Origin of the sequence: Psychrobacillus faecigallinarum (assembly GCF_014836595.1) — a bacterium.
Taxonomy (GTDB): domain Bacteria; phylum Bacillota; class Bacilli; order Bacillales_A; family Planococcaceae; genus Psychrobacillus; species Psychrobacillus faecigallinarum.
Genome location: NZ_JACSQO010000009.1, coordinates 165,769 through 189,218, shown reverse-complemented (window position 1 = coordinate 189,218; position 23,450 = coordinate 165,769). Strand labels below are relative to the sequence as shown.

Annotated in this window: 21 protein-coding genes and 1 other RNA gene; 4 read left to right on the top strand and 18 right to left on the bottom strand. The window is 39.6% G+C overall.

Annotation, left to right across the window (positions count from 1 at the left end; all coding sequences use genetic code 11):
• Positions 1-3 precede the first annotated feature (3 nt).
• The 3 genes from H9650_RS16380 to H9650_RS16370 all read right to left on the bottom strand — a co-directional run bounded on the left by H9650_RS16380 (position 4) and on the right by H9650_RS16370 (position 3,824).
• Complete coding sequence (locus H9650_RS16380) at positions 4-1,194, bottom strand: restriction endonuclease subunit S (RefSeq protein ID WP_191697654.1); 1,191 nt, start codon at positions 1,192-1,194, stop codon at positions 4-6.
• Positions 1,184-2,704, bottom strand: a complete 1,521-nt coding sequence (locus tag H9650_RS16375) for a class I SAM-dependent DNA methyltransferase (protein ID WP_191697653.1) — start codon at positions 2,702-2,704, stop codon at positions 1,184-1,186. The genes H9650_RS16380 and H9650_RS16375 overlap by 11 nt, the downstream gene beginning before the upstream one ends.
• A gap of 352 nt (positions 2,705-3,056) precedes the next feature.
• Positions 3,057-3,824: an HNH endonuclease gene (locus H9650_RS16370; protein ID WP_191697652.1), complete on the bottom strand. Its 768-nt coding sequence runs from the start codon at positions 3,822-3,824 to the stop codon at positions 3,057-3,059.
• A 474-nt stretch (positions 3,825-4,298) separates the two neighbouring features.
• Between H9650_RS16370 and H9650_RS16365 the strand changes: the two genes are divergently transcribed.
• Positions 4,299-5,471, top strand: a complete 1,173-nt coding sequence (locus H9650_RS16365; protein ID WP_191697651.1) for a site-specific integrase — start codon at positions 4,299-4,301, stop codon at positions 5,469-5,471.
• Between the two features lie 133 nt (positions 5,472-5,604).
• On the opposite strand, the gene ssrA is transcribed toward H9650_RS16365, so the two are convergent.
• The 5 genes from ssrA to secG all read right to left on the bottom strand — a co-directional run bounded on the left by ssrA (position 5,605) and on the right by secG (position 10,229).
• Positions 5,605-5,959: a transfer-messenger RNA gene (ssrA, locus tag H9650_RS16360) on the bottom strand.
• A 273-nt stretch (positions 5,960-6,232) separates the two neighbouring features.
• On the bottom strand, positions 6,233-6,700 hold the full coding sequence (gene smpB, locus H9650_RS16355; protein ID WP_169359955.1) for an SsrA-binding protein SmpB: 468 nt from the start codon (positions 6,698-6,700) through the stop codon (positions 6,233-6,235).
• Between the two features lie 51 nt (positions 6,701-6,751).
• On the bottom strand, positions 6,752-9,064 hold the full coding sequence (gene rnr / locus H9650_RS16350) for a ribonuclease R (protein ID WP_191697650.1): 2,313 nt from the start codon (positions 9,062-9,064) through the stop codon (positions 6,752-6,754).
• Between the two features lie 43 nt (positions 9,065-9,107).
• Positions 9,108-9,854 (bottom strand): alpha/beta hydrolase, encoded by a 747-nt coding sequence (locus tag H9650_RS16345; RefSeq protein ID WP_154310116.1) that lies wholly within the window; start codon positions 9,852-9,854, stop codon positions 9,108-9,110.
• Positions 9,855-10,001: 147 nt separating this feature from the next.
• Positions 10,002-10,229 carry a preprotein translocase subunit SecG gene (gene secG / locus H9650_RS16340; protein WP_144538782.1) on the bottom strand — a complete coding sequence of 76 codons (228 nt, stop codon included), beginning with the start codon at positions 10,227-10,229 and terminating at the stop codon, positions 10,002-10,004.
• A gap of 196 nt (positions 10,230-10,425) precedes the next feature.
• On the opposite strand from secG, the gene H9650_RS16335 reads away from it, so the two are divergent.
• Complete coding sequence (locus H9650_RS16335; RefSeq protein WP_191697649.1) at positions 10,426-11,940, top strand: hypothetical protein; 1,515 nt, start codon at positions 10,426-10,428, stop codon at positions 11,938-11,940.
• 138 nt (positions 11,941-12,078) lie between these two features.
• Here H9650_RS16335 and H9650_RS16330 read toward each other — a convergent pair whose 3' ends face one another.
• The 8 genes from H9650_RS16330 to H9650_RS16295 form a co-directional block, all read right to left on the bottom strand.
• Positions 12,079-12,678: a hypothetical protein gene (locus H9650_RS16330; protein WP_191697648.1), complete on the bottom strand. Its 600-nt coding sequence runs from the start codon at positions 12,676-12,678 to the stop codon at positions 12,079-12,081.
• A 68-nt stretch (positions 12,679-12,746) separates the two neighbouring features.
• Positions 12,747-14,039: a phosphopyruvate hydratase gene (eno, locus tag H9650_RS16325; protein ID WP_144538786.1), complete on the bottom strand. Its 1,293-nt coding sequence runs from the start codon at positions 14,037-14,039 to the stop codon at positions 12,747-12,749.
• Between the two features lie 2 nt (positions 14,040-14,041).
• Positions 14,042-15,580 (bottom strand): 2,3-bisphosphoglycerate-independent phosphoglycerate mutase, encoded by a 1,539-nt coding sequence (gene gpmI / locus H9650_RS16320; protein WP_191697647.1) that lies wholly within the window; start codon positions 15,578-15,580, stop codon positions 14,042-14,044.
• On the bottom strand, positions 15,573-16,334 hold the full coding sequence (tpiA, locus tag H9650_RS16315; protein WP_191697646.1) for a triose-phosphate isomerase: 762 nt from the start codon (positions 16,332-16,334) through the stop codon (positions 15,573-15,575). Before tpiA ends, gpmI begins: the two co-directional genes overlap by 8 nt.
• A gap of 16 nt (positions 16,335-16,350) precedes the next feature.
• Positions 16,351-17,517: a phosphoglycerate kinase gene (locus H9650_RS16310; protein WP_404814914.1), complete on the bottom strand. Its 1,167-nt coding sequence runs from the start codon at positions 17,515-17,517 to the stop codon at positions 16,351-16,353.
• A gap of 180 nt (positions 17,518-17,697) precedes the next feature.
• Positions 17,698-18,705: a type I glyceraldehyde-3-phosphate dehydrogenase gene (gene gap, locus H9650_RS16305; protein ID WP_144538794.1), complete on the bottom strand. Its 1,008-nt coding sequence runs from the start codon at positions 18,703-18,705 to the stop codon at positions 17,698-17,700.
• A gap of 12 nt (positions 18,706-18,717) precedes the next feature.
• Complete coding sequence (locus H9650_RS16300; RefSeq protein ID WP_144538796.1) at positions 18,718-19,755, bottom strand: sugar-binding transcriptional regulator; 1,038 nt, start codon at positions 19,753-19,755, stop codon at positions 18,718-18,720.
• 137 nt (positions 19,756-19,892) lie between these two features.
• Complete coding sequence (locus H9650_RS16295) at positions 19,893-20,126, bottom strand: glutaredoxin family protein (protein WP_151113144.1); 234 nt, start codon at positions 20,124-20,126, stop codon at positions 19,893-19,895.
• Between the two features lie 416 nt (positions 20,127-20,542).
• Here H9650_RS16295 and H9650_RS16290 point away from each other — a divergent pair, with 416 nt between their 5' ends.
• Positions 20,543-21,064, top strand: coding sequence for an RNA polymerase sigma factor (locus H9650_RS16290; protein WP_144538800.1), 522 nt, complete (start codon positions 20,543-20,545; stop codon positions 21,062-21,064).
• The gene (locus H9650_RS16285) at positions 21,042-21,803 is read left to right on the top strand and encodes a hypothetical protein (RefSeq protein WP_191697644.1); all 762 of its coding nucleotides are present in this window, start codon (positions 21,042-21,044) and stop codon (positions 21,801-21,803) included. The genes H9650_RS16290 and H9650_RS16285 overlap by 23 nt, the downstream gene beginning before the upstream one ends.
• A 402-nt stretch (positions 21,804-22,205) precedes the next feature.
• Here the strand turns inward: H9650_RS16285 and H9650_RS16280 are convergent, their stop codons facing one another.
• On the bottom strand, positions 22,206-22,652 hold the full coding sequence (locus H9650_RS16280) for a GNAT family N-acetyltransferase (protein ID WP_191697643.1): 447 nt from the start codon (positions 22,650-22,652) through the stop codon (positions 22,206-22,208).
• Between the two features lie 66 nt (positions 22,653-22,718).
• On the bottom strand, positions 22,719-23,378 hold the full coding sequence (locus tag H9650_RS16275; protein WP_191697642.1) for a TPM domain-containing protein: 660 nt from the start codon (positions 23,376-23,378) through the stop codon (positions 22,719-22,721).
• Between the last annotated feature and the right edge of the window lie 72 nt (positions 23,379-23,450).

Here is a 23,450-nt window from a genome sequence, read left to right as displayed (position 1 = left end):
GTACTAATCAACCACACTTTCATCTGGGATTTCAATTTCTCCTGAAAGAAGTTTAGGGAGAAGGGTGGCCCTTAATAATTCTAGTTTGTTAATTTCCTCATATAGTTCTTGTATCTGTTCAATCAATGGAGAAACTATTACTGAGAAGTCATTAACTACCACTAAATCTATTGGAAGCTTATATAACATGGCGTTATCAGGTGTAATCCTTTGTCTACTATTTGTAGAGCCAGTAGCATTTGCTCTTAAATACTCAATAAAAGGTTCCGATTTGCATAAAGTATAAATTAATGCTGTTTCTTTAAAATTTTCATTTCGTAATACAACAAATTCACTTGAAGCTACATTCAAATATTCTTCATTTACTTTCGGGACCCAAATTCTTGGAGTAATTGGGTTCATTTTAGAAAACAGTAAACAATTCTCTTCTACTATCCATTTATTACTCTTAATGTCTACCACTTTATCAATCACTGGGTAGTTCTTAGCATCAAATGCAGGTAAGCTAAAATGTACCACTTCTTCTAACTCTGTTTTTTGAGGATTAAATGTCTTCTTGAGCAATGTTGTTAGTGTTTTTAACTCGACAATATTCCATTCTACTGGTATCTCACCTAACTCACTTACCTTCATTTTTCCACCACTTGAACGATAGGGTAGACCCTGTTTATTTGGAAATTCAAAATCAATGAACCAGCTTTTAAAAAGATAACTTGAAACTATCTCTAGTTTTTTTATTAGTGAATTATTCAATTTAATTTTCTCTTCAAATCTATCAAGAAAAAATACTATTTTTTGTTGTAAGTTGAGAGATGGTAATTGTAACTTAATTTTTTTTAAAGTTTCTGTCCGTAAACTGGGAATAGTAGTTCCTTCATTATAATAGTTAAAATCAATTTGTGATAAAACGTAATAGAGATACTTAGGTATTACAACATTTTCATTAACTTTTGTATAAAACAGAGTATCAACTGTCCAGAATGGTTCATTGATATACTTAACTTTACTAATACTACCTTTCCGTCCGATCAGTACAGATGGTTTATCATACAAGTATTCGGTAGCATATCCCATTACACCACCTGTACCTAATATGGGATACGAGCCTAATCCAGATTCAACTTTCTTTTGGTTTTTACCATATTTAATTTCAACTAATTCATTTAATTCATACTCAGTAAGATTAAAACTCATACCCAATTCCTCCGAGTGCATGGCGAATTTGGTCTTCTAGTTCTTTTGATTTTTCAAATTGCTCTGCTAATTCGAATGTTAAACGTGTCATTTTCTCTTCAAATGGTTCACCATCATCTTCTAATTCTTCTGAGCCAACATAGCGGCCTGGTGTTAAAATGAAGTTGTTGTTACGAACCTCTTCTAATGTTACAGCTTTACAGAAGCCTCGAACATCCTCGTGATCACCTACTGCAGTGCCACGCCAAGTATGGAATGCTTGAGTAATCTTTTGAATATCTGCATCTGCAAACTCTTTATGTGTTCGGTCCGCCATGAATCCTAATTTACGTGCATCAATAAATAATATTTCATTTTTACGATCACGCTTACCTGTTTTCGCTTTATCTTTTGACATGAACCAAATACATACTGGAATCTGTGTTGAGTAGAAAAATTGTCCTGGTAGAGTTACGATACATTCCACTAAATCAGCTTCAATTAAGTTTTTACGAATTTCACCTTCGTTATTTGTATTAGAAGACATTGAACCATTCGCTAATACGAAGCCTGCTGTCCCTGCTGGAGCTAACTTTGAAATCATATGCTGAATCCAAGCATAGTTAGCGTTACCTTCTGAGGGAATGCCATATTGCCAACGGACATCATCTTTTAGCCTATCCCCTCCCCATTTTTTGATGTTAAATGGTGGATTTGCCATAATATAATCAGCTTTTAAACCTTTATGTAAGTCGTTATGAAATGTATCAGCATTATGTGGACCAATATTATTATCAATACCACGAATTGCTAAGTTCATTTTACAAAGCTTCCATGTTGTAGGGTTTGACTCTTGCCCATATACAGATATATCTCCTAATCGACCTTGATGTCCTTCTACAAACTTCTCACTTTGTACAAACATTCCACCGGAACCACACGCAGGGTCATAAATACGCCCTTTATATGGCTGTAGCATCTCAACGATTAAGCGTACAACTGAAGATGGTGTATAGAACTCCCCACCGTTTTTACCTTCCGATGCAGCAAATTGTGTCAAGAAGTATTCATAAACTCGACCTAATACATCTTTTGAGCGACTTTCTTTATCCCCTATTTTGAAAGAGAATAAGTCAATAGTTTCCCCTAAACGTGTCTTATCAAGCTCTGGACGTGCATAGTTTTTTGGTAAAACACCTGTTAGCGAAGAGTTTTCCTTTTCAATCGCAATCATTGCCTTGTCGATTAATTGGCCGATTTCTGGTTTTTTCGCATTGTCTTTAATATAAGACCATCTAGCTTCTCGTGGTACAAAGAATACATTTTCAGCAGCATATTCATCACGGTCTTCCTCATCTGCCCATTCATCTGCTTTTAATTGTTCATAAAGCTCTTCAAACGCATCAGATACGTATTTTAAAAATAGTAAACCTAACACTACATTTTTATATTCACCTGAATCCATTGATCCACGTAATTGATCAGCCATTTCCCATAGTTTTTGTTCAAAGCCCAAGTTTGCTGTTGCCATATTTAAACCTCCAAAATTTACCTTCATCAAAAGAATCGTTAATCTCTCTTTAATTAAGTATGTTATTAAATAATCTCTTTTATCATAACATATGAACCCCTATAAATTACCTACTATAATGGGTAAACTCACAAATATAACAATTCTAACAGCAAACTGCTTCATTAATCTTAACTAAAATAAAAAGTACAAACCCTAGAGTTTGTACGCTATTTTCAACAATTAATATTTTATTATATAAAGTACATCACCGCACATAATCGATTAATCAATGTTATGAGCGGTTCGACTAGGATGATCCTCCTTAATGCTTTTTTAAAACCTTATTTAACTTATTTTTAACTTAGTAAATTTATTCGTTTTTAAAAACGTGCAAACGATGCCATTCTAAGTAATACCGATTGCCCTCGTTTACCTCTATCTTCATAGTGTTAGTAACATTCAGGAAAATCCTCGTCTCCTCATTTAATAAATTTGAAATAACGATTTTACCATTATCATCAAATGTAATAAATCCTTTATCAAATAAAGCATCATGATTCGGACAGAATAAAAATCCATTATCTAAATCTAATCTTTCTTCATTACTGGACTGGTACCACGGTTTAATATGGCTGGCAATCAAGAAACTTTTGTCAGTAACACCACATATCTTACATTTACACTCTTTATCTATCAACTTCCTTTTAAAATCGGAATGGCCAATTCGCACTTTAGCCAAGTGTTCTTTTTCAGTATTAGTTAATATGTCCTTCTCTACGTCTTCTTGATTAATTTTTGGAATTTCCTTTTGATTTATTGCACCAGTTATAACCTTAATCCCTTGCTTTTTCTTCTTAGTATAATCCAATCCGATGATTTCATCTGTATCCTTCAACACCACCGTAAAACCAAGTTTAATTAAAAAATTATTGGATTCATCTCCACCTCCAAAATGGACAAGCTCATAACCATTTGCAACTTCATTCGCAAATCTGATTACTTCTTTAGGTGGGTACCTTTTCTCTTTATAAAATAATTCAAACTTTGTTGACGTTCTTAAAGATGATATCCCTATTTGATTGATCTTATAGATTGCTTTAAGCACATGGTCTTTTGAAATGTTAGATGGAATCGCCATTATTAAAATACCTTCCCTTTCCTATAAGATAAGAACCCCATTCCTGTAGGGATATGCACTTTTCTAAAAATACCTACGACTGAGGATACAGAGTTTAAAGAAGTTGTTCTATATATGTACAGTATACAAGATTTAGTAGATATCATAGATGAAGGAATCTTGAAAACGGAAGAAGAGGTGGAGTAAAAATGATATTACTAGCGTTTTAAATTATATACAGTATCGAAATTATACAAAACAAAACCTTCCATTAATAATTAGGAAGGTTTTTGGAATGCATTTTTTTGGGTTTACAAGTGTGTGAAATAGAAGGAATAAAACGTGTGTCACGTAAAGAGATTGATCGTTTTTTAGAAGATCACAGTTTTTAATAATAATTTATGAGGATTTTCCTTTAGGTTCGATTATAATATCACTAGAGGTAAATCCTCTCTTTAATCATTTGCCCCCGCAACTGATTCAGGAGGAATTATCATGGTAAAGAAAAAAGTATCACCAATCAAAAGCTATAAGCTGAAAAGTGGTGAGACACGATACGAGTTCCCAGCTTATTTAGGTGTTGATCCACTAACTGGTAAACAGAAGCGTACACTGAAGCGTGGCTTTAAAACACATAAGGAAGCGGAATTAGCATTAGCTCGTATTAAGCTAGATGTTGCGAACGGTACGTACCAACAAGAACGTGCTGAAACGTACCAAGAAGTTTACGACCTATGGGTTAAGCAATATGAGAAGACTGTGGAAGAAAGCACATATGTAAAAACTACAGGCCTCTTTAAAAATCATATTTTGCCTGCGATGGGTACTTATAAAATTGAAAAGATACATGTTGATGTATGTCAACAGCACGTGGATGAATGGGCGGCGAAGTTAAAGAACTACCGCATGGTAAAAGCTTACGCTGCTAAGGTGCTAGATTTTGCAATTAAGCGTAGCTATATACTAACAAATCCGTTTGCACATGTAGATTTACCCACTAACACTTCTAAGAAGGCTAAAAGAGCAGATGAAGATAAAGTGGAGAACTTCTATACACGGGAGCAGCTTATTGAGTTCCTATCATGTTTAGAACGTGAAAGTAACCACAAAGCGTATGTTTTATTCCGCTTACTCGCTTTCAGTGGAATGCGTAGGGGGGAAGCTTTAGCCCTTACATGGAATGACCTAAACTTCACAACAAACGAACTACGCATCAACAAGGCTCTTTCACTTGGTAAAGATAACCGACAATATGTTAAGCTTCCTAAAACAGATTTACCTCGCACAATTAAGATGGATGATAAAACAATGGATGTTTTAAAAGAGTGGAAGAAAAAACAAAAGCTAGATTATTTAGTGCTGGGCTTTAATACAATGCAACCAAAGCAACTTGTATTTAGTAATGAACAAAATAAACACATGCAACTTACAAAAGTTCGCAAGTGGATTGTGCAGGTACAGAATAAATACAAGCTAGGTAAAATCACAACACATGGTTTACGTCATACCCATTGTTCATTGTTATTCGAAGCGGGAGCTAGTTTGAAAGAAGTCCAAGATCGTTTAGGTCATAGTGATGTAAAAACGACTATGAACATTTATGCCCATGTTACAAAGAAAGCAAAAGAAGAAGCAATATTGAAGTTCGCAAGCTACATTGAAATGTAATTAGTGACTAGGTTTTGACTACGTTTTTGACTACGTTCGATTGATACTCATTGAAACTAGATGATATAGACAAAAAGAAAAAACCCTTGAATACCAAGGGTTTTGACACTGTATGAAATCATATGATTTCGATATATGGAGACGGCGGGATTTGAACCCGCGTCCAGAAACTCTAACACTTAAGCTTCTACGCGTGTATCTTACCTATTTGAAGTTTCGCGTAGCATTATGCCGATAAGCGGGCGTCCTGTACGCTAACTTGGAAATCTCTTGCTGACAGCTCAAGTGGCACTGCCAACCGTATCCCACTAAGAGTGAGCTCTACCTAGCCACATGGGCGATGGATAGATAAAGCAGATCCGAGCTTACGCTGCGAATGCTAAGTTGTTGTTTGTTTTGCCTGTTATTATAAGTTCCGTTTTTACAGAGCCGAGCCTCTGACGCGCAACTCAAGCTTAGACTATCCCTGTCGAATCCATAACGTCCCCGTTTATGGAATAATGTAAGCTTTTCAGACTGTTGACAAACGCTTTCATTCTTCGTTGCTTGCACTTCGTTGTCAGCTCATGAACCTAAGTTCAATTCGCTTCCGCCTCGTGCTGCGCGCCTCAACTGACAAGCGTTTTCAAGTCAGTCTGAAGGTGTCACTTAGATAAAAGGTTTGCATCTCAGTAAGAAGTTACAGTTATAACTATACATCAAATTAGGTCAAAATTCAAGTGATACATACTTCCACTATCAGGATAACTAGGAAGCGGCTATTATCGTTGGGCATCCTTGAATGCTCGCTCGATGTCGCGTTTTGCTTCTTTTTTCTTTAGTGTGTCGCGCTTGTCGTAATCCTTTTTCCCTTTACCGATGCCGATTAGGACCTTGGCGTAGCCGTTCTTTAAGTACATTTTGAGCGGTACGATTGTGAAGCCCTCACGCTTTGTTTCGCCGATTAGCGAGCTGATTTGCTTCTTGTGTAGCAATAGCTTACGAGAACGCAGCGGATCGTGGTTGAAGCGGTTACCCTGCTCGTACGGACTGATGTGCATGTTGGATATCCATGCCTCGTTGTTACGAATGCGCACGAATGCATCCTTTAGCTGCACCTTCCCGTTACGAATCGATTTGATTTCGGTTCCTTGTAGGACGATACCTGCCTCGATTGTTTCCTCGATAAAATAGTCATGATTGGCCTTCTTGTTTTGTGCTAGTGGCTTGTCGTCATGCTTTTTTGCCATTCTATTCACCCCTGTCTAAAGCTAGGTGGAGCGACCTAGGCCGCTCCCTCTTTATTTTTTCTTTGGTCGCTTGCGTTTTTGGGATTTCTTCGCAACGGACTCATAGAATTTCTTTTTCTGATTCGTTCCTTTTTTCGGTCCTGGCTGTGATTTGTCTTTTCTATCCTTGCCAGTGCCTTTTTTAGATGCATGGATGACCTTAGGACTTTCCTTACGTGTGCTGCGGCCAAAGGATTTTTTCATGCCTACAACCTCGAAGTCTACAGCGGCTTCCTCTGGTTTTACAGCTGAAACGCGAACCGTTACCTCGTCCCCGATACGGAACTGTTTGCCAGAGCGCTCACCGATCATCATCATTTGACGGTCGTCAAAGCGGTAGTAGTCGTCTGTCATGTTCGTCACATGGACAAGACCCTCGATTGTGTTTGGCAGCTCGATGAACATACCGAAGTTCGTAACCGAGCTAACGATACCCTCGAATTCCTCACCGATTTTATCTGCCATGTATTGTGCTTTTTTCAGTGCATCCGTGTCACGCTCTGCATCTACTGCACGGCGTTCACGTTTCGATGTATGCTCTGCGATATCGTCGATGATTGCACCCCAATGGTTGATAGTTGCGGATGAAACATCCCCATTCACTAAATACGTACGGATCAGACGATGTACGATTAAGTCAGGGTAACGACGGATCGGAGATGTGAAATGCGTATAGAACTCAGTTGATAAACCAAAGTGTCCTAGGCATTCTCCGTAATATTTTGCCTGCTGTAGGGAACGAAGAAGCATTGTTGAGATAACTGGCTCCTCTGGCATTCCTTCGATACTTTCAATGATTTCTTGAAGTGCTTTCGGGTGAATGTCATTGCCCGTACCTTTTACTACTAAACCGAAGTTCGTTAGGAAGCCGAAGAAGCGTTGAAGCTTTTCTGGCTTAGGATCTTCATGGATACGGTAAATGAACGGCACATCCATCCATTTAAAGTGCTCTGCAACGGTTTCATTGGCAGCTAGCATGAATTCCTCGATCAGCTTCTCAGCCACCGTACGCTCGCGAATAGCTACGTCTGTTGGCCAGCCGTCCTCGTCTACTAGAATTTTAGCTTCCGGGAAATCGAAGTCGATTGCTCCGCGTTCCTCACGTTTCTTTCTTAGCACTGCTGCAAGCTCAGCCATATTCTCGAACATTGGCACTAGATCTTTGTAGCGCTCGATTAATGCTTCGTCTTTTTCTTCTAGAATTTTATATACATCTGAGTAAGTCATTCGCTCTGTTGTGCGGATCACACTTTGGAAAATCTCATGGGATGTCACCATACCAGAGCCGTTGATGATCATTTCACAGGAAAGCGTTAAACGATCCACCTGTGGGTTAAGTGAACAAATACCATTCGATAGACGGTGCGGAATCATTGGAATAACACGATCGGTTAAGTACACGCTTGTTCCACGGTCATATGCCTCGCGGTCAAGAGCTGATCCCTCTGTTACATAGTGGCTTACGTCTGCGATATGTACGCCAAGCTTATATGTACCTTCAGGCAATTTTGTTACTGTTACTGCATCATCCAAGTCCTTTGCGTCTGCTCCGTCAATTGTGACGATAACCTCATCACGAAGATCTCTGCGTCCTTCTAGGTCACCTTCTGCGATTTGATCTGGAACAGCCTCTGCTTGATCGATTACCTCTTGTGGGAAGTCAATCGTAATCCCATGCTTGTAGATGATTGATAGAATATCAACACCTGGATCATTTTTATGTCCAAGGATTTTCGTGACAATACCTGTTGCAGACTTTCTTTCATTCGGCCAATCGGTAATCTCTACAACTACCTTATGTCCATCTACTGCTCCTAGTGTGTCGCCTTTAGCGACAAATACGTCCATCGGCACTTTTTTGTCATCTGGTATAACGAATCCAAAGCCTTTATTGTCCTGGAACGTACCGACAACCTGTGAGATGCCTCGCTGAGTAATTTTAATAATTGTACCTTCTCTGCGGTCTCCTGATGATTCCTTCGATACGCGAACTAGTACCTTGTCACCGTTTACTGCCCCGTTAATTTCCGTAGGGGGAATAAAGATATCATCCATCCCAGATTCTTCTGGTGTGACGAAACCAAAGCCCTTTGCATGACCGATGAAGCTCCCGACGATTAAATTCATGCGAGATGGGACACCATAACGATTAGATCTTGAGCGTACAACCGCTCCGCTGTCCTCCATAGAAACTAGTGTTTTTACTAGCTCCTTGAAGTCATCAGCCTCGGTCAGTCCAAAATGGTCCTCTAATTCCTTGGTGGTCATCGGTTTATATTCTTCTGAGTTCATTAACTCCAGTAATTGTTCTTTCATATTCTCCATCTAAACATCCCTCCCTTTTCAGATTGTGCGGAATTGGTCTGTTTTACACATTCCAATCCAGCGATTCTAAAAAGTTTAATATATCTTCATGTAACGTTTCCTTTTCTGGTCCAAGCGTAATGACATGACCAGATTCCTCGTACCAGTTTATCTTTTTTTCAATCGATTCAGCCTGCTCATAAATATAGTTTGCAGAATTTATGTCAATGACTGTATCAAGCTTCCCCTGTGTGACGAAAAGTGGCGCATAGATATGATCAACGTGATCGCGGACCTCATAGACGAATTCTCGCAGCTCACCCAGTGTTTGCATCGGATTTTTGCGAATCTCCTCTACTTCTTCTTCTATTTGCTCCTCGCTTTTACCTTCATATTTCTTATATTCCTTCGCGTATTTTACGACGCCCTCAAACATGACGTCGGTCGTTTTCATCGTCATTGGAGAGCACATAGTTACTATTCCCTTTACAGGTACTGTATACCCCAATTTCAACGAAAATACGCCTCCGAGCGACAATCCAGCAACAGCAATTTCGTCATAGCCAGCTGCCTTTAACCGGTCGTATGCCTTCATAACATCCTTCCACCAGTCCTTTGGGCCAGTTTCTAGCAGCTCCTCCGGTGGTACACCATGTCCCTTATAATGTGGAGCCAAGGAAGTGTAGCCATTTTTTTCTAAAAACCGACCAAGCATCCGGACGTCGGACGAATTGCCGGTAAAACCATGTAATAATAATACTGCTCGTTTTCCTGCCTCAAAAAAAAACGGCTTTGGTGTAGTGATGCGCATTCCAATAAAACCTCCTATATCCAAAAACAGCATTTCTTTTCTACTATATATATATCTTACCATTATTAATTTTATCTTATGTATGCCCAAATATAAAAGAAAACGCCTAACCAAATGAAAGTATGGTTAGGCGTATACATTCGTTTTTTAAAATTTAGTAACAGCTATCGTCAAAATGAAGAATAATACTGCAAGTACGACAGTCGCTCTATGTAAGATTAAATCCATACCACGAGCTTTCTGTTTTCCAAAGAGTTGTTCAGCTCCTCCGGAGATGGCTCCTGAAAGTCCAGCACTTTTACCTGACTGCAATAATACTACTACAATCAAAGCAAGTGAGACGATGATTAATAATGTCATTAATAATGTATTCATTGTTACACCTCCTGATTAGAACTTCACAACACTTATAATTTTACCAAATTTAAATAGAACTGACAACAGTCTATAAACTTTAAAGTAGTTATCTAAATAATATCATATATTTTCTCATAATCTAGCGGTAAAATGAAATAGGAAAGATTTAATGGTTTATTTTGTAAAAATACATAATGAATAGGAAAGATTGATTGTGAACAAAAAATTATTTGCAATGACCAGCATCATTCTTTTAGCGTTAATCGCTACCGTCTATTGGTTTACATTAAAGGAAGAAACGAAACTACCATCAGATAATTGGAGCAGAACTTTTTCGGTCGATATCCCTGCTTCTAATTATTCGAATTTTCAAGTATTAGATAAGGAGAATAGCTACATACTTGCTCTTAGAAATTTCAAGCAGCAAACCATCGTCTCCTGTGATTTGGACTTAAGCTGTAAGGAAGCTCGCAGCCTGGCCTTAACTAGTACAAGCACTAACGCCTGGAGTGATGAAACGGACTCTTATTATATTAAAAATTATTCCTTACTTCATTTCAACACAAAGAACGACATCCAGGAAATTGCCCAAAACGTCGAGGATTTCGTAAAATCGGACGATACGTTAGTCTACTGGACGAAGGACCGTCAATTGACAGTTTTGAAGGATGGTCAAGAGCAAGCTTATGGGATGGATGAGCCTATCTATGATGTTAAAATTTTTGATAATAACATCTTTGCTATAACAAAGGATACTCAGGGAGACCGCTTTAGCGTATACACTCTAACGAACGAGCCTAACCAATTATTCAAGTTCACTAGTACAGCAAGCTTAGTATCCTCCTTAAATATTATTGAGCAGTCAAAAGAGGAGTACTTGCTGCTAATGGATGCAACCATTGTTTCTGGCGGTGCAAAATCGAAGGTGATCCAACAGGCATCTTTTAATCTTTCGCCAAATCAAACCATTCAGCTGACGAAGCTAAAATTTGAGCATGAAGAGGACGGTCGCACATTAGATGACATTACCCAGCCAACTGTACTTCAGCAGGACGGACAAACGTTAATAGCCTTTACCGCAACCTATGCCGGCAATAAAAACCAAGTGTTCATGGGGCCGCTAACTAATGGCACGATTCAGGCTACATTGTTGTCCAAATCAGGTATCAGATACGAGCGCCCTGTCATATTAGACAAGCAGACCGTTGCCTTTTTAGAGATGAATGGTTCTCAAAGGGAATTAGTTTACACCTCCTCTGACCCAATCCAAATAGAAGAGAGCAAACAAATTTCCAAGGAGGACTACAAGCAAGCAGCCTACACCCAGTTTAGTAAATCCTTTAACGGCTTAATGCTAGTACTGTTTGCCTTTGCATGGATCATCCTTGCATTTGGGATTTCCTATTTGAGCACAGTTATTTTAAACCGATTTAAATATGAAAAAACCTACCTTTTAGGATTTGTTATCCATGTCATCTCGCTATTAGCGTTGCAAATCTTTTTCTTATATCGCTTTACGAAGGTAGAAACGATCATTGCAAATGTTCCATTCATTACGGAAAGCTGGCATTTTGTTGGTTTATTAGTCGTAGGAGCTGTTATATCGGTCGTTCCATTATTCCTTGCCCGCTATAACCCAGAAGAGGAAGATTACACGTATATGATTTTATATGCGACCTTTATGAATTTAGCCGTCCTGTTTTTCTTGGTTGGCCCGTATATATTTTAATAGAAAAGAGAGCAGGCGATGTACCTGCTCTCTTTTTTTGAGACTCGTTAGCAAATTATGATGGGCCTGCAAGAGTTTCGTGATTTCTGCAATGTTTATGCTCGTCTCCGCAAGGTTTCACTCCATCTGTGCAAGGTTTTATTCTATCTCCGCAATGTTGCACGCAATCTGTGCAAGGTTCCGCTCCGTCTCTCCAACGTTCCGCATTTCCCTGATGTTCACCACCTTTTGTGCAACACCTTGCTTCATCTCTGCAACACTTCTATCCTTTTGCGCAACACTTCTCCCTATTTCTGCAACACTTGCCCTATTTCCCGCAACTCTTATATTTCCCGCAATGCTTCCTCTCTTTCGCACAACACTTTCCTCCTTCTCTGCAACACTTCGACTCTTCTCTGCAACACTTTCCTTATTTCCCGCAACTCTTTTATTTCCCGCAATGGTTCCTCTCTTTCGCGCAACACTTTGCCCATTTTCTGCAACACTTCTCCCTATCTCCGCAACACTTTCCTTATTTCCCACAACTCTTTTATTTCCCGCAATGCTCCCTCTCTTTCGCGCAACACTTTGCTCCTTCTCTGCAACACTTCGACTCATCTCTGCAACACTTTCCTTATTTCCCGCAACTCTTTTATTTCCCGCAATGCTTCCTCTCTTTCTCGCAACACTTCTCCCTATCTCCGCAACACTTTCTCTATTTCCCGCAACACTTCTCCCTATCTCCGCAACACTTCCCACGCTCCACACAAATCTCCCCACAAAAAAACTACTTAACACAAAAGTGTTAAGTAGTTATCTACCATTATTTATTTCAGGTTGTAGAATGTTTTTTTGCCTAGGTATTGAGCTGTGTTGTATAGTTGGTCCTCGATACGTAGTAGTTGGTTGTATTTTGCTACGCGGTCGGAGCGGGATGGTGCTCCTGTTTTGATTTGGCCTGCGTTTGTTGCTACTGCTAGGTCAGCGATTGTTACGTCCTCGGATTCACCAGAGCGGTGGGAGATGACTGCTGTGTAGCCAGCGCGTTTTGCCATTTCGATTGCGTCAAATGTTTCTGTAAGTGTACCGATTTGGTTAACTTTTACTAGGATTGAGTTGCCTACGCCTTGCTCAATTCCTTGTGCTAGTTTTTTCGTGTTAGTTACGAATAGATCGTCTCCAACTAGCTGAACTTTTTTGCCAAGTCTTTCTGTTAGAAGCTTGTGGCCAGCCCAGTCGTTTTCGTCTAATCCGTCTTCGATTGAGATGATTGGGTATTTATTGCAAAGCTCTTCGTACCAATCAACCATTTCCTCTGAAGTTTTGACTACGCCTTCACCAGTTAGGTGGTATTTGCCGTCTTCTTTGTTGAATAGCTCAGAAGATGCTACGTCCATTGCCAGAAGGATTTCTTCACCTGGTTTGTAGCCAGCTTTTTCAATTGCGGTCATGATTGTAGAAAGTGCTTCTTCGTTTGATTTTAAGTTTGGTGCGAATCCGCCTTCATCACCAACAGCTGTGTTTAAGCCAGCATCTTTTAATACTGATTTTAGGCTATGGAAGATTTCTGCGCCCATGCGTAAAGCATGACGGAATGATTCTGCTCCTACTGGCATGATCATGAATTCTTGGATGTCTACGTTGTTGTCAGCATGCTCGCCGCCGTTTACGATATTCATCATCGGAACTGGAAGTTGTTTTGCGTTAAACCCGCCTAGGTATTGATATAAAGGTACATCTAAATAGTCAGCTGCAGCGTGTGCTACTGCGATAGAAACTCCTAGAATTGCGTTAGCTCCTAGGTTACCTTTGTTTTCAGTACCGTCTAGCTCGATCATTGCATGGTCGATTTCAACTTGGTCTAACACTGAGAAATTTTCTTCTAATTCTGCCGCGATTACGTTGTTCACGTTTTCTACCGCTTTTAATACACCTTTTCCAAGGTATCTTGACTTGTCGCCATCGCGAAGTTCTACTGCTTCGTATTCACCAGTAGATGCACCAGATGGTACGATTGCGCGGCCATATGCTCCGCTTTCTGTGAATACTTCTACTTCAACTGTTGGGTTTCCGCGTGAATCTAATACCTCACGAGCTTGAATTTGTGTAATAATTGGCATTTTCAACTCTCCGTTTCGATTAATGTTTTACCTGTCATTTCAGGCGGTGCTTCTATACCTAATAAGTGTAACATGGTTGGAGCCAAATCGGCTAAAATTCCGTCTGTTCTAAGTGTTGCTCCCTTTTCAGTCACAATAACTGGTACAGGATTGGTCGTGTGAGCTGTCATCGGGTTACCCTCGATTGTGACTACCTCATCGGAATTTCCGTGGTCAGCGGTAATAATTGCCTGGCCGCCTTTTGCTAAAATTGCATCTACCACCTTGCCAAGGCAAGTATCCACTGCCTCGATTGCCTTCACGGTTGGCTCTAGCATTCCGCTATGACCTACCATATCCGGATTTGCAAAGTTTAAGATGATCGCATCAAATTTGTCTAATGCAATTTCTCCTACTAAAGCGTCGGTTACTTCATAAGCGCTCATTTCTGGCTTAAGGTCATACGTTGCCACCTTAGGAGAATTAATGAGAATTCGTTGTTCTCCAGGGAATGGCTCCTCTCGACCACCACTCATAAAAAATGTCACATGCGGATATTTTTCGGTTTCGGCTATACGAAGCTGTCTTTTATCGCGAGCTGCAAGAACCTCACCGATCGTGTTAGATAAATTTACTTTTTCAAATACTACATCCGCTACTACTTCATCGCTATAATGAGTGAATGTCACGAATTTAAGGTTCTTCGGATGCTTTTCGCTTAATGGGAAGCTATCGAACGATGGAGTATTTAACGCCATCGATAACTGAATTGCACGGTCAGGACGGAAATTAAAGAAGATGACTGCATCACCAGTATCTATAGTAGTAGCCGGCTGTCCATTTTTCTCAATGACAAATGGCACGACGAATTCATCTGCAATATCCTCCTCATAAGAGTTAAGTACTCCCTGAGTTGCTGTTTCAGCCGTTTTACCGACTCCATCTACCATCGCCTTATAGGCAAGGACAACACGATCCCAACGACGATCACGGTCCATTGCATAGTAGCGGCCACTAATAGATGCGAACTGGCCTATACCAATATCCTTCATTTGTTTTTCTGCTTCCTCTACGTATGCTACCGCTGTGCGTGGACCAACATCACGTCCATCTAAGAAGCCATGCACGAAAACATCGTTCAGCCCCTGTGCTTTAGCAAGCTTCAATAAAGCAAATAAATGTGAAAAATGACTATGAACTCCACCATCAGATAGAAGGCCCATAAGATGTAGCTTTCCACCCGTTTGCTTCACATGCTCAATCGCAGCTAAAAGCTTTTGCTCTTTAAAGAATTCCTCATCACGAATAGATTTATGAATGCGAGTAAGGTTTTGATAAACAATTCTTCCGGCACCGATATTTAAATGACCAACCTCAGAGTTACCCATTTGCCCATCTGGCAAGCCAACCGCCTCTCCAGAAGCGATTAAGGTTGCGTTCGGGAATTCGTTCCAATATCGATCGAAGTTTGGTTTTTTCGCATGAAAAACTGCATTACCATAAGTTTCAGGTCTTAGTCCGAAACCGTCTAAAATAATTAATGCAACTGGACTTTTAGACATTTGCACCAGCCTCCAGTAGTTTCACAAACGAATCTACCTGTAAGCTCGCCCCGCCTACTAATGCACCATCAATATCTTCCTTAGAAAGCAATTCCTCAATATTTTCAGGCTTCACGCTGCCGCCGTATTGGATACGGACCGCACTTGCAACTTCTTCTCCAAAACCATCTAAAATCGTTTCACGGATGGAACGACATACATCGTTTGCATCGTCAGCCGTAGCTGTTTTACCAGTTCCGATTGCCCAGATTGGCTCGTATGCGATAATTGTGTTTTTCACTTGTTCTTCTGAAAGACCTTCTAGCGCTGCTGTTGTTTGAGCAGAAACAATGCTTTCTGTTTCGTTGCTCTCACGCTGCTCCAACGATTCTCCAACACAAATGATTGGCGTTAGGTTATTTTCAAATGCAGCCTTTGCTTTTTTATTGACTGATTCGTCGGTTTCGTTGAAATATTGGCGTCTTTCGGAGTGACCAATTACGACATAGCTTACGCCTAAATCTTGTAATTGTTGACCGCTCACTTCACCAGTGAACGCTCCTTCCTTTTCTTCATGCATGTTTTGAGCACCGATTGAAATAAAAGATCCCTTAGTCTCGTTAACTAATGACTCTAAAAATAGAGCAGGTGCACAGATGACTGCCTCTACATTTGTCGTATCTAGCTGCTTCGCTTTTAATTCGCTAGCAAATTGCTTTGCCTCAGAAAGCGTTTTGTACATTTTCCAGTTTCCTGCGATTACTTGTTTACGCATATAAAATCTCCTCCATTTACTTATCGTTTAGTGCCGATACGCCTGGTAAGTCCTTACCTTCCATAAACTCTAAGGAAGCTCCTCCACCAGTTGATATATGGTCCATTTTATCTGCTACATCAAATTTCTCTACAGCTGCAGCTGAATCTCCTCCGCCAATGATTGTATATCCAGAGGTTTCCGCCATTGCATTGGCAACACCCTTCGTTCCGTTTGCAAAAGCATCCATTTCAAACACACCCATCGGTCCGTTCCAAATAATTAGCTTGCTGTCTTTAATGACTTGATCGTAAAGCTTTACGGTTTCAGGACCAATGTCTAAGCCCATCCAGTCTGAAGGGATTTGGTCGATTGACACGACCTTCGTATTTGCATCCTTGGAGAACTCGTCTGCAACAACCACATCGATTGGCAAATAGAAGTTCACGCCTTTTTCCTTCGCTTTTTCAAGGAAAGACTTAGCTAAATCGATTTTGTCCTCCTCTAAAAGAGAAGTTCCAATCTCATGGCCTTGTGCCTTCGTAAATGTATAAGACAGTCCACCACCGATTAGGATGTTGTCTACCTTGTCCAATAAATGATCGATGACACCGATTTTATCCTTTACCTTCGCTCCACCAATGATAGCTGTGAAAGGTCGTTCAGGTGTAGTTAAAGCTTTTCCTAATACATCTAATTCTTTTTGCATCAACAATCCAGAAACTGCTGGAAGTAGCTTAGCAATACCTTCTGTTGTCGCATGTGCGCGGTGAGCAGCACCAAATGCGTCATTTACATATACATCCGCTAACGAAGCAAACGCTTTTGCTAACTCTGGATCGTTTTTCTCTTCTCCAGCGTGGAAGCGGACGTTTTCTAAAAGAACAACGTCTCCCTCGTTCATTTCAGAGATAGTATGTTCCACTTTTTCTCCAATTGATTCATCTAATTTAGTGACAGGCTTATTCAATAGCTTTGCTAAATGCTCGCCAACCTTTGTCAATCGTAGCTCTTCCTTTACTTCCCCTTTTGGGCGACCCATATGGCTTGCAAGAATCACTTTTGCTCCTTGCTCGATTAAGTGTTGGATCGTAGGTAGTGCTGCACGAATACGAGTATCATCTGTAATTGCACCGTCTTCCATTGGTACATTGAAGTCTACTCGACAAAAGACGCGTTTTCCCTTTAACGTTACATCGCTCATTGTTTGTTTTTCCTTCATAAAAATAAGCCTCCTTATGTAATTGAATTGCCTACTTAAAAAAAGAAGGAGCAAAAGGGGTAACCTTTGCTCCTTTACCCTCTTTTATTATAGAGGTTATTATACTTTAACGCTATTCAAAAACTAATGTTCCTCGGCTTTTGAAAGGCTTAGTGCTTTAAATTATAACCCTTTTTTTGCCATTAATAATGCAAGGTCGATACAACGTGCAGAGTAGCCTGATTCGTTGTCATACCATGCTAATACTTTTACAAGGTTGTCACCTAATACCATAGTAGATTGTCCGTCTACAGTTGAAGAAGCAGTGTTACCATTGTAGTCGATTGATACTAATGGAAGCTCGTTGTATTCCAGAATTCCTTTTAGTTCATTTTCAGAAGCTTCACGAAGCACTTTGTTTAACTCTTCTACAGTTACTTCTTTGTCTAGCTCTGCTACAAAGTCGACTAGTGATACGTTTGGTGTCGGTACACGAACAGCCATACCATCTAATTTTCCTTTTAGCTCAGGTAGAACCTTCGCTACTGCAGCTGCTGCTCCAGTTGTTGTTGGAATCATAGACTCAGATGCTGCACGAGCACGACGGTAGTCGCTATGTGGTAAATCTAAGATACGTTGGTCATTTGTGAATGAGTGAATTGTTGTCATCATCCCACGTTTGATACCAAAGTTATCTTGTAATACTTTCGCTACTGGTGACAAGCAGTTTGTTGTACAAGAAGCGTTGGAAACTACATGATCTGTTTCTGGGTTATATTTTTCTTCATTTACACCCATAACGAATGTCGGCATATTGTCTTTCGCTGGAGCAGAAAGAATAACTTTTTTAGCTCCTGCTTCTAAATGCTTGCCTGCTTTTTCTACTGTGCTGAATACGCCAGTAGATTCGATTACGATGTCTACTCCTAGGTCTTTCCAAGGAAGTACTGAAGGATCCTTTTCTGCGAATACTTGAATGTTTTTCCCGTTAACTACTAGGTATTCACCCTCTGAAGTGATGTCCGCATTAGAGATACCGTGTACAGAATCATATTTCAATAAATGAGCAAGCATCGCTGCATCTGTTAAGTCATTGATTGCTACTACTTCTAAATCCTTTTGCTCTAAAGCTTCTCTGAAAACCTTACGTCCGATACGTCCAAATCCGTTAATAGCTAATTTTACTGTCATTATAAATTCCTCCTAAATGTTTTTTGGAATTACTTTCATCATTTCGTTTGCTGCACCTTCATCTGTTACTAAGACAGTTTGCAATGGTGCCTGCTTGAAATAAGAAATAAGTGCATTTGCTTTTTTTGCCCCGCCTGCAACCGCAAGTAGATGCTCTATATGTTGAAGCTGGTTTAACTGAACGCCAATTGTTCGAATATGGTGAACTGCTTCACCCTGGTTGTTGAAATAATAGCCAAACGACTCACTGACCGCTCCTCTACTTCTCAGAAGCTCAATCTCCTCGTCACTAGAATTTCTTCTTTTGGCCATTTCTAAAGCATCGCCTATTCCATGAATAATGATGTTCGTCCTTTCATAAAGGTCCATCATTTCTTGAATAAAAGGCTCTTTCTTCATCGTCATATATGCTTCCTCACTTAAGCGGTCAGGTATATATAACGTGCGGTAGGATCCATTCATCTTACTAGCAAACAAAGACGCTATTGTATTTGCTTGTAGCCGGACATCCTTCCCTACCCCTCCTCTAGCTGCAATAAACAACAAGTCCTTCCATCTGGACGACTCCGTCATTGCATGGGAGATGGATGCAATCGTTGACCCACCGGTAACTGCGATAATGTGTTCATTCAGTAAAATACTTTCTAAATACTTTGCAGCCTCCTGCGATAAAAGCATAGATGTATTTGTATCATTATCTACATTTCCCGGAACTATAATCACATCTTTTATATTTAAATATTTTTTTAACATTAGCTCCATCTGCGATCGACCCGACCACAAACGAACTACTTCTTTTAACTCTGTTAATACTTCATTGCCCTCAGCTGTAATCGAAGCTCCCTCACGAGAAACCTCTATCAAGCCTTGAGTCCTTAAAGCGTCCAATTCCTTACGAGTTTCACGCTCGGTTAAGCTTAGCTGTTCACCTAGAACTCTTCGGCCAATACCTTTGGTCAGCTGGATTGTTTGGAGAATACGATACCTCTTCTGAAGCAGGTCACTCATCTCTGGCATAAGCTTTAGTTGCGCACCTAGAAAAGAATCCATTTGTCACATCCCAACCTTATTGGTGACGTTTTTGTCCCACTTACGCCAAAAATGTCCCATCTACTCAAAAAAAATTTAATTTCTATAATCATAATACTTTAATATATTCAAAATAGCAATATTTGTGTTTGGAAGCATCAATTTTCTAATGCTTCCATCAGCGTCACATAGTCTACATTCCCATACTGTATGATTTCCCCTTGATATTCCACAACGGGAATCATGAGCATATACTTTTCATGCAGCTGATCATCCTCTTCTATATTATGCTCTTCTATTTGAAATGGCACGTCCTCTTGGACTAGCTTCAGCATCATTCTCGCATCATCACACAAATGACACCCCGGTCTTGTATAGAAATGGACTAACATTTTCTATACCTCCTTCCAATAACATTTACCTTCACTCATTATAATCCTTTTAGATATCAAAAGCGTGTGTAAAGTTATGCGTACAAATTATTCCTTAATAGGTAAAATAGTGATATAGAAAACAACACAAAATATGCTTGATTTGCGCTTTAGGCGAACGCTTTTCCGCGGGGGAGCGATAAGCCATCACCGTCGCTAACGCGTCGTATGTGATGTCTTATCTGCCTCCCAGCTCTCGCTTGAGTCGTCGCCTGTCGCTTCAATCAATAAATAAATAACTAGATTGCATGTATTGACTTCAAATTAATTCATCACTTCGCAAAAGTCTACTTGGAAGAATCATTTACCTTTATCTTTATTTAAAAGCGATACTTTTTAAAGGTTCCTTCGTCTATTGCTTTAAGGGAGGTCAGAAGATGGAAATGGAACAGCTATATAGAGACCACAGCGACCGGGTTTACGGCTACATTTACTTGCTTGTCCGCCATAAGGAATGTGCGGAGGATCTAACACAAGAAACCTTTTATAAAGCATTTAAAGGAGTTGATTCCTTTAATAAGCAGGCTTCTACTGCTACATGGATACTAAAAATAGCTCGCAATGTTACCTATGATTATTTTAGAAGAAAAAGAGTGATTCAATTTTTTTCATTTGAAAAAGAGCATGATTTAGAAACTAAAGCACTTTCACCCGAAGGTAGCTTTGAACAAAAAGAACAGCTTACGAGAATGTACGACTCCTTACGATTGCTAAAAAAAGACTATCAAGAGGTTATCATCCTGCGAAAGGTTCAGGAGTGCTCGATCCAGGAAACCGCATTCATACTTGGATGGACCGAGGCAAAGGTAAAGATGAAAATGATGCGTGCACTTGAGGCATTAAAAAAGGAATTTCACCAAAAAGGAGGTTATGCAGATGGAACCGTCAAAGGAATTTGATGAGCTTTTCGCGGATATGAAGAATGTCGAGCGTTCTAATGAAGCAAGACGCAACACATGGCTAGCAGTGAAGGGACGAATGGAAAAGAAAAAACGAAGAGTATTTCCAGCCATCATTTCATTAGCAATAGTTGCGATAGCCTCCATTCTAATCATTACGTATCTCATGCCCTCCGAAACAGAGCAAACAGAGCAAATCACGCAGCCTTTTAATAATGATGAAGTTATGATTGCAGTACTAGAAAAAGAATATAATGGACCCGATGAGGAGTTTGAACGTTTAAGGCAAGAGTGGTTTGATCTGCAAAGCAAAACAAGCGTGGAGAGCCAAGAAGAATACGATATGCTATTAGTATCAAAAGAATACAAGGAAATGATGAATTATTACTATTCGAGCTTTGATAAATACTTTACAGAAAATTTGCTGGAAAATGCACTTAGCACAAACATGGTGTTCAAATATAATCCCTATTTAGTTGAAAAAAATATAGTCATCCACATAGAGAGGGTTCAATTAAATCAAGATAAGGATCACCCAAATATTTATCGTCCTATCGTTGAAATTTCCTTAACAAACAGCAAAGGCGAAAAAATCTTTCATACATTAAAAGAAGAATTTATCTTTTCGAAAACAGAACCCGGAAAAATAGGAAGATACAACGGCACAGGCGATGTAGATGGCATACCTTTACGTGATAAAATAGAGAATTTCGATGCCTATGTAAACACTGACAAGTAGTCCAATGAAATTGCACAAAAAGACCAACTCTTTGTTGGTTTTTTTGTTGTCGGGAGCTGTTTTACGACAATGCTGCTCTAGATTACTACAATCGCCTGATGTTTTACGACAATCACAGCCTAGTTTACTACAATGTCTTCGTGTTTTACGACAATCCATTCTCTCGATCAGTCTTCTCTTGGTTTTTACTACAATCCATTCACTTTTTACTACAATCACGGCCTAGTTTACTACAATCTCCTGGTGTTTTACTACAATCCATTTTCTCAATCAGTCTTCTCTCCGTTTTTAGTACAATCTCTTCACTTTTTACGACAATCACGGCCTAGTTTACTACAATGCCCCCGTGGTTTTCGACAATCCACTCAACAAAAAAAGAAGAGCCCTCGCTCTCCCCTTGTCCTAGACTTTTAGCATAAACTCCGCTTCGCCCTCATTAAGCTTGCCTGTTTTTTGGAAGCCAAGGCTTTCGTATAGCTTGATGGCTGCTTCGTTATCTGGCTCGGTTGATAAATAGATGCTTTCACAACCATCAAGCTGCTTTATTTCGTTCAAGATTAGCTCAATTGCTTTTCTGCCATAGCCTTTACCTTGACTCTGATGATCGATCATAAATCGGCATAGCCAGTAGTTTGAAGTTTCTTCATCTAACCCGTACATCGTAAAGCCAATAAGCTTGTCCTCAACCTCTATCCCTCTTGTAATCCAACCAGTTTCATAGACTGATTGAACGATGGATAATGCATTGGATGCTACAAATTTTTCTACTATAGTTGCTTTGCCGTCCTCGTTAGTTGATAGAAAGACAATTTTACGCCAGTTATCCTCGTTTATCTCTACTAGTTTCATTTCTACATCCCCTCTCTTTTTATATTTTATCAGAATAATAAAAACTTGAATATGCAGTATAGATTACTATTTGCGCTCGAGACCCCTGTTCCTATTTATCATCCTATAAAGGAGAAAGATTACTAGTGCAATTACCACAACAGTAGGAATAGACAACCGATTATTATAGTTAGTAGTATAAACTTGTGGCTGTATAGTCTCCTCTTTCAAACCATATTCTCGTATTACTTCATTGTATAAAGCCTGGTATGTGTAGAGAACTGCCTCGTCGATAAAGCCTTGATTCAAATAAGGCATAGTATATTGATCAATTATACGGTCTACTTTTTCGTACGATATCGCTTCCTCTAAATCGCGATCTACTGTTATTTCAACTGTCGGCCCTCCTAGATTAATAGAATCCGTCTCAATCAAAATAACAATGCCATTTTTCTTTCTAACACTTCCTATTTTATTTTCACGTATGACCTCCATGTTGAATTGTTCTGCTGACTGATCACCTATATTATCGATAATCATGACAACCATTTGAGCAGTGGTTCCTTGTTTCAATCTGTTTCCTAATTGCTCTATTTCTAGATTAGTTTCATCAGCTAGATAACCTTCTAAATCTACTAAATAGGAATCTCTCGGAACATTAGGAATGTTAGATGCAGCTCCTGTCGTTAACGGAAATAATAAAGAAACAAATATTATACTAACTAGCAAGTGTATAGTTCTTTTCAATAGCACCTATCTCCCTTCAAATTTAACTCTCACCCTTTTATCTATTTAAAGCCTCTATTTTTACTTTATTCC

Coding starts and splice junctions, on each gene's coding strand:
- H9650_RS16380 (WP_191697654.1), bottom strand. CDS start 1,194: ATGAGTTTTAATCTTACTGAGTATGAATTAAATGAATTAGTTGAAATT.
- H9650_RS16375 (WP_191697653.1), bottom strand. CDS start 2,704: ATGGCAACAGCAAACTTGGGCTTTGAACAAAAACTATGGGAAATGGCT.
- H9650_RS16370 (WP_191697652.1), bottom strand. CDS start 3,824: ATGGCGATTCCATCTAACATTTCAAAAGACCATGTGCTTAAAGCAATC.
- H9650_RS16365 (WP_191697651.1), top strand. CDS start 4,299: ATGGTAAAGAAAAAAGTATCACCAATCAAAAGCTATAAGCTGAAAAGT.
- smpB (WP_169359955.1), bottom strand. CDS start 6,700: ATGGCAAAAAAGCATGACGACAAGCCACTAGCACAAAACAAGAAGGCC.
- rnr (WP_191697650.1), bottom strand. CDS start 9,064: ATGGAGAATATGAAAGAACAATTACTGGAGTTAATGAACTCAGAAGAA.
- H9650_RS16345 (WP_154310116.1), bottom strand. CDS start 9,854: ATGCGCATCACTACACCAAAGCCGTTTTTTTTTGAGGCAGGAAAACGA.
- secG (WP_144538782.1), bottom strand. CDS start 10,229: ATGAATACATTATTAATGACATTATTAATCATCGTCTCACTTGCTTTG.
- eno (WP_144538786.1), bottom strand. CDS start 14,039: ATGCCAATTATTACACAAATTCAAGCTCGTGAGGTATTAGATTCACGC.
- gpmI (WP_191697647.1), bottom strand. CDS start 15,580: ATGTCTAAAAGTCCAGTTGCATTAATTATTTTAGACGGTTTCGGACTA.
- tpiA (WP_191697646.1), bottom strand. CDS start 16,334: ATGCGTAAACAAGTAATCGCAGGAAACTGGAAAATGTACAAAACGCTT.
- H9650_RS16310 (WP_404814914.1), bottom strand. CDS start 17,517: ATGAGCGATGTAACGTTAAAGGGAAAACGCGTCTTTTGTCGAGTAGAC.
- gap (WP_144538794.1), bottom strand. CDS start 18,705: ATGACAGTAAAATTAGCTATTAACGGATTTGGACGTATCGGACGTAAG.
- H9650_RS16300 (WP_144538796.1), bottom strand. CDS start 19,755: ATGGATTCTTTTCTAGGTGCGCAACTAAAGCTTATGCCAGAGATGAGT.
- H9650_RS16295 (WP_151113144.1), bottom strand. CDS start 20,126: ATGTTAGTCCATTTCTATACAAGACCGGGGTGTCATTTGTGTGATGAT.
- H9650_RS16290 (WP_144538800.1), top strand. CDS start 20,543: ATGGAAATGGAACAGCTATATAGAGACCACAGCGACCGGGTTTACGGC.
- H9650_RS16285 (WP_191697644.1), top strand. CDS start 21,042: ATGGAACCGTCAAAGGAATTTGATGAGCTTTTCGCGGATATGAAGAAT.
- H9650_RS16280 (WP_191697643.1), bottom strand. CDS start 22,652: ATGAAACTAGTAGAGATAAACGAGGATAACTGGCGTAAAATTGTCTTT.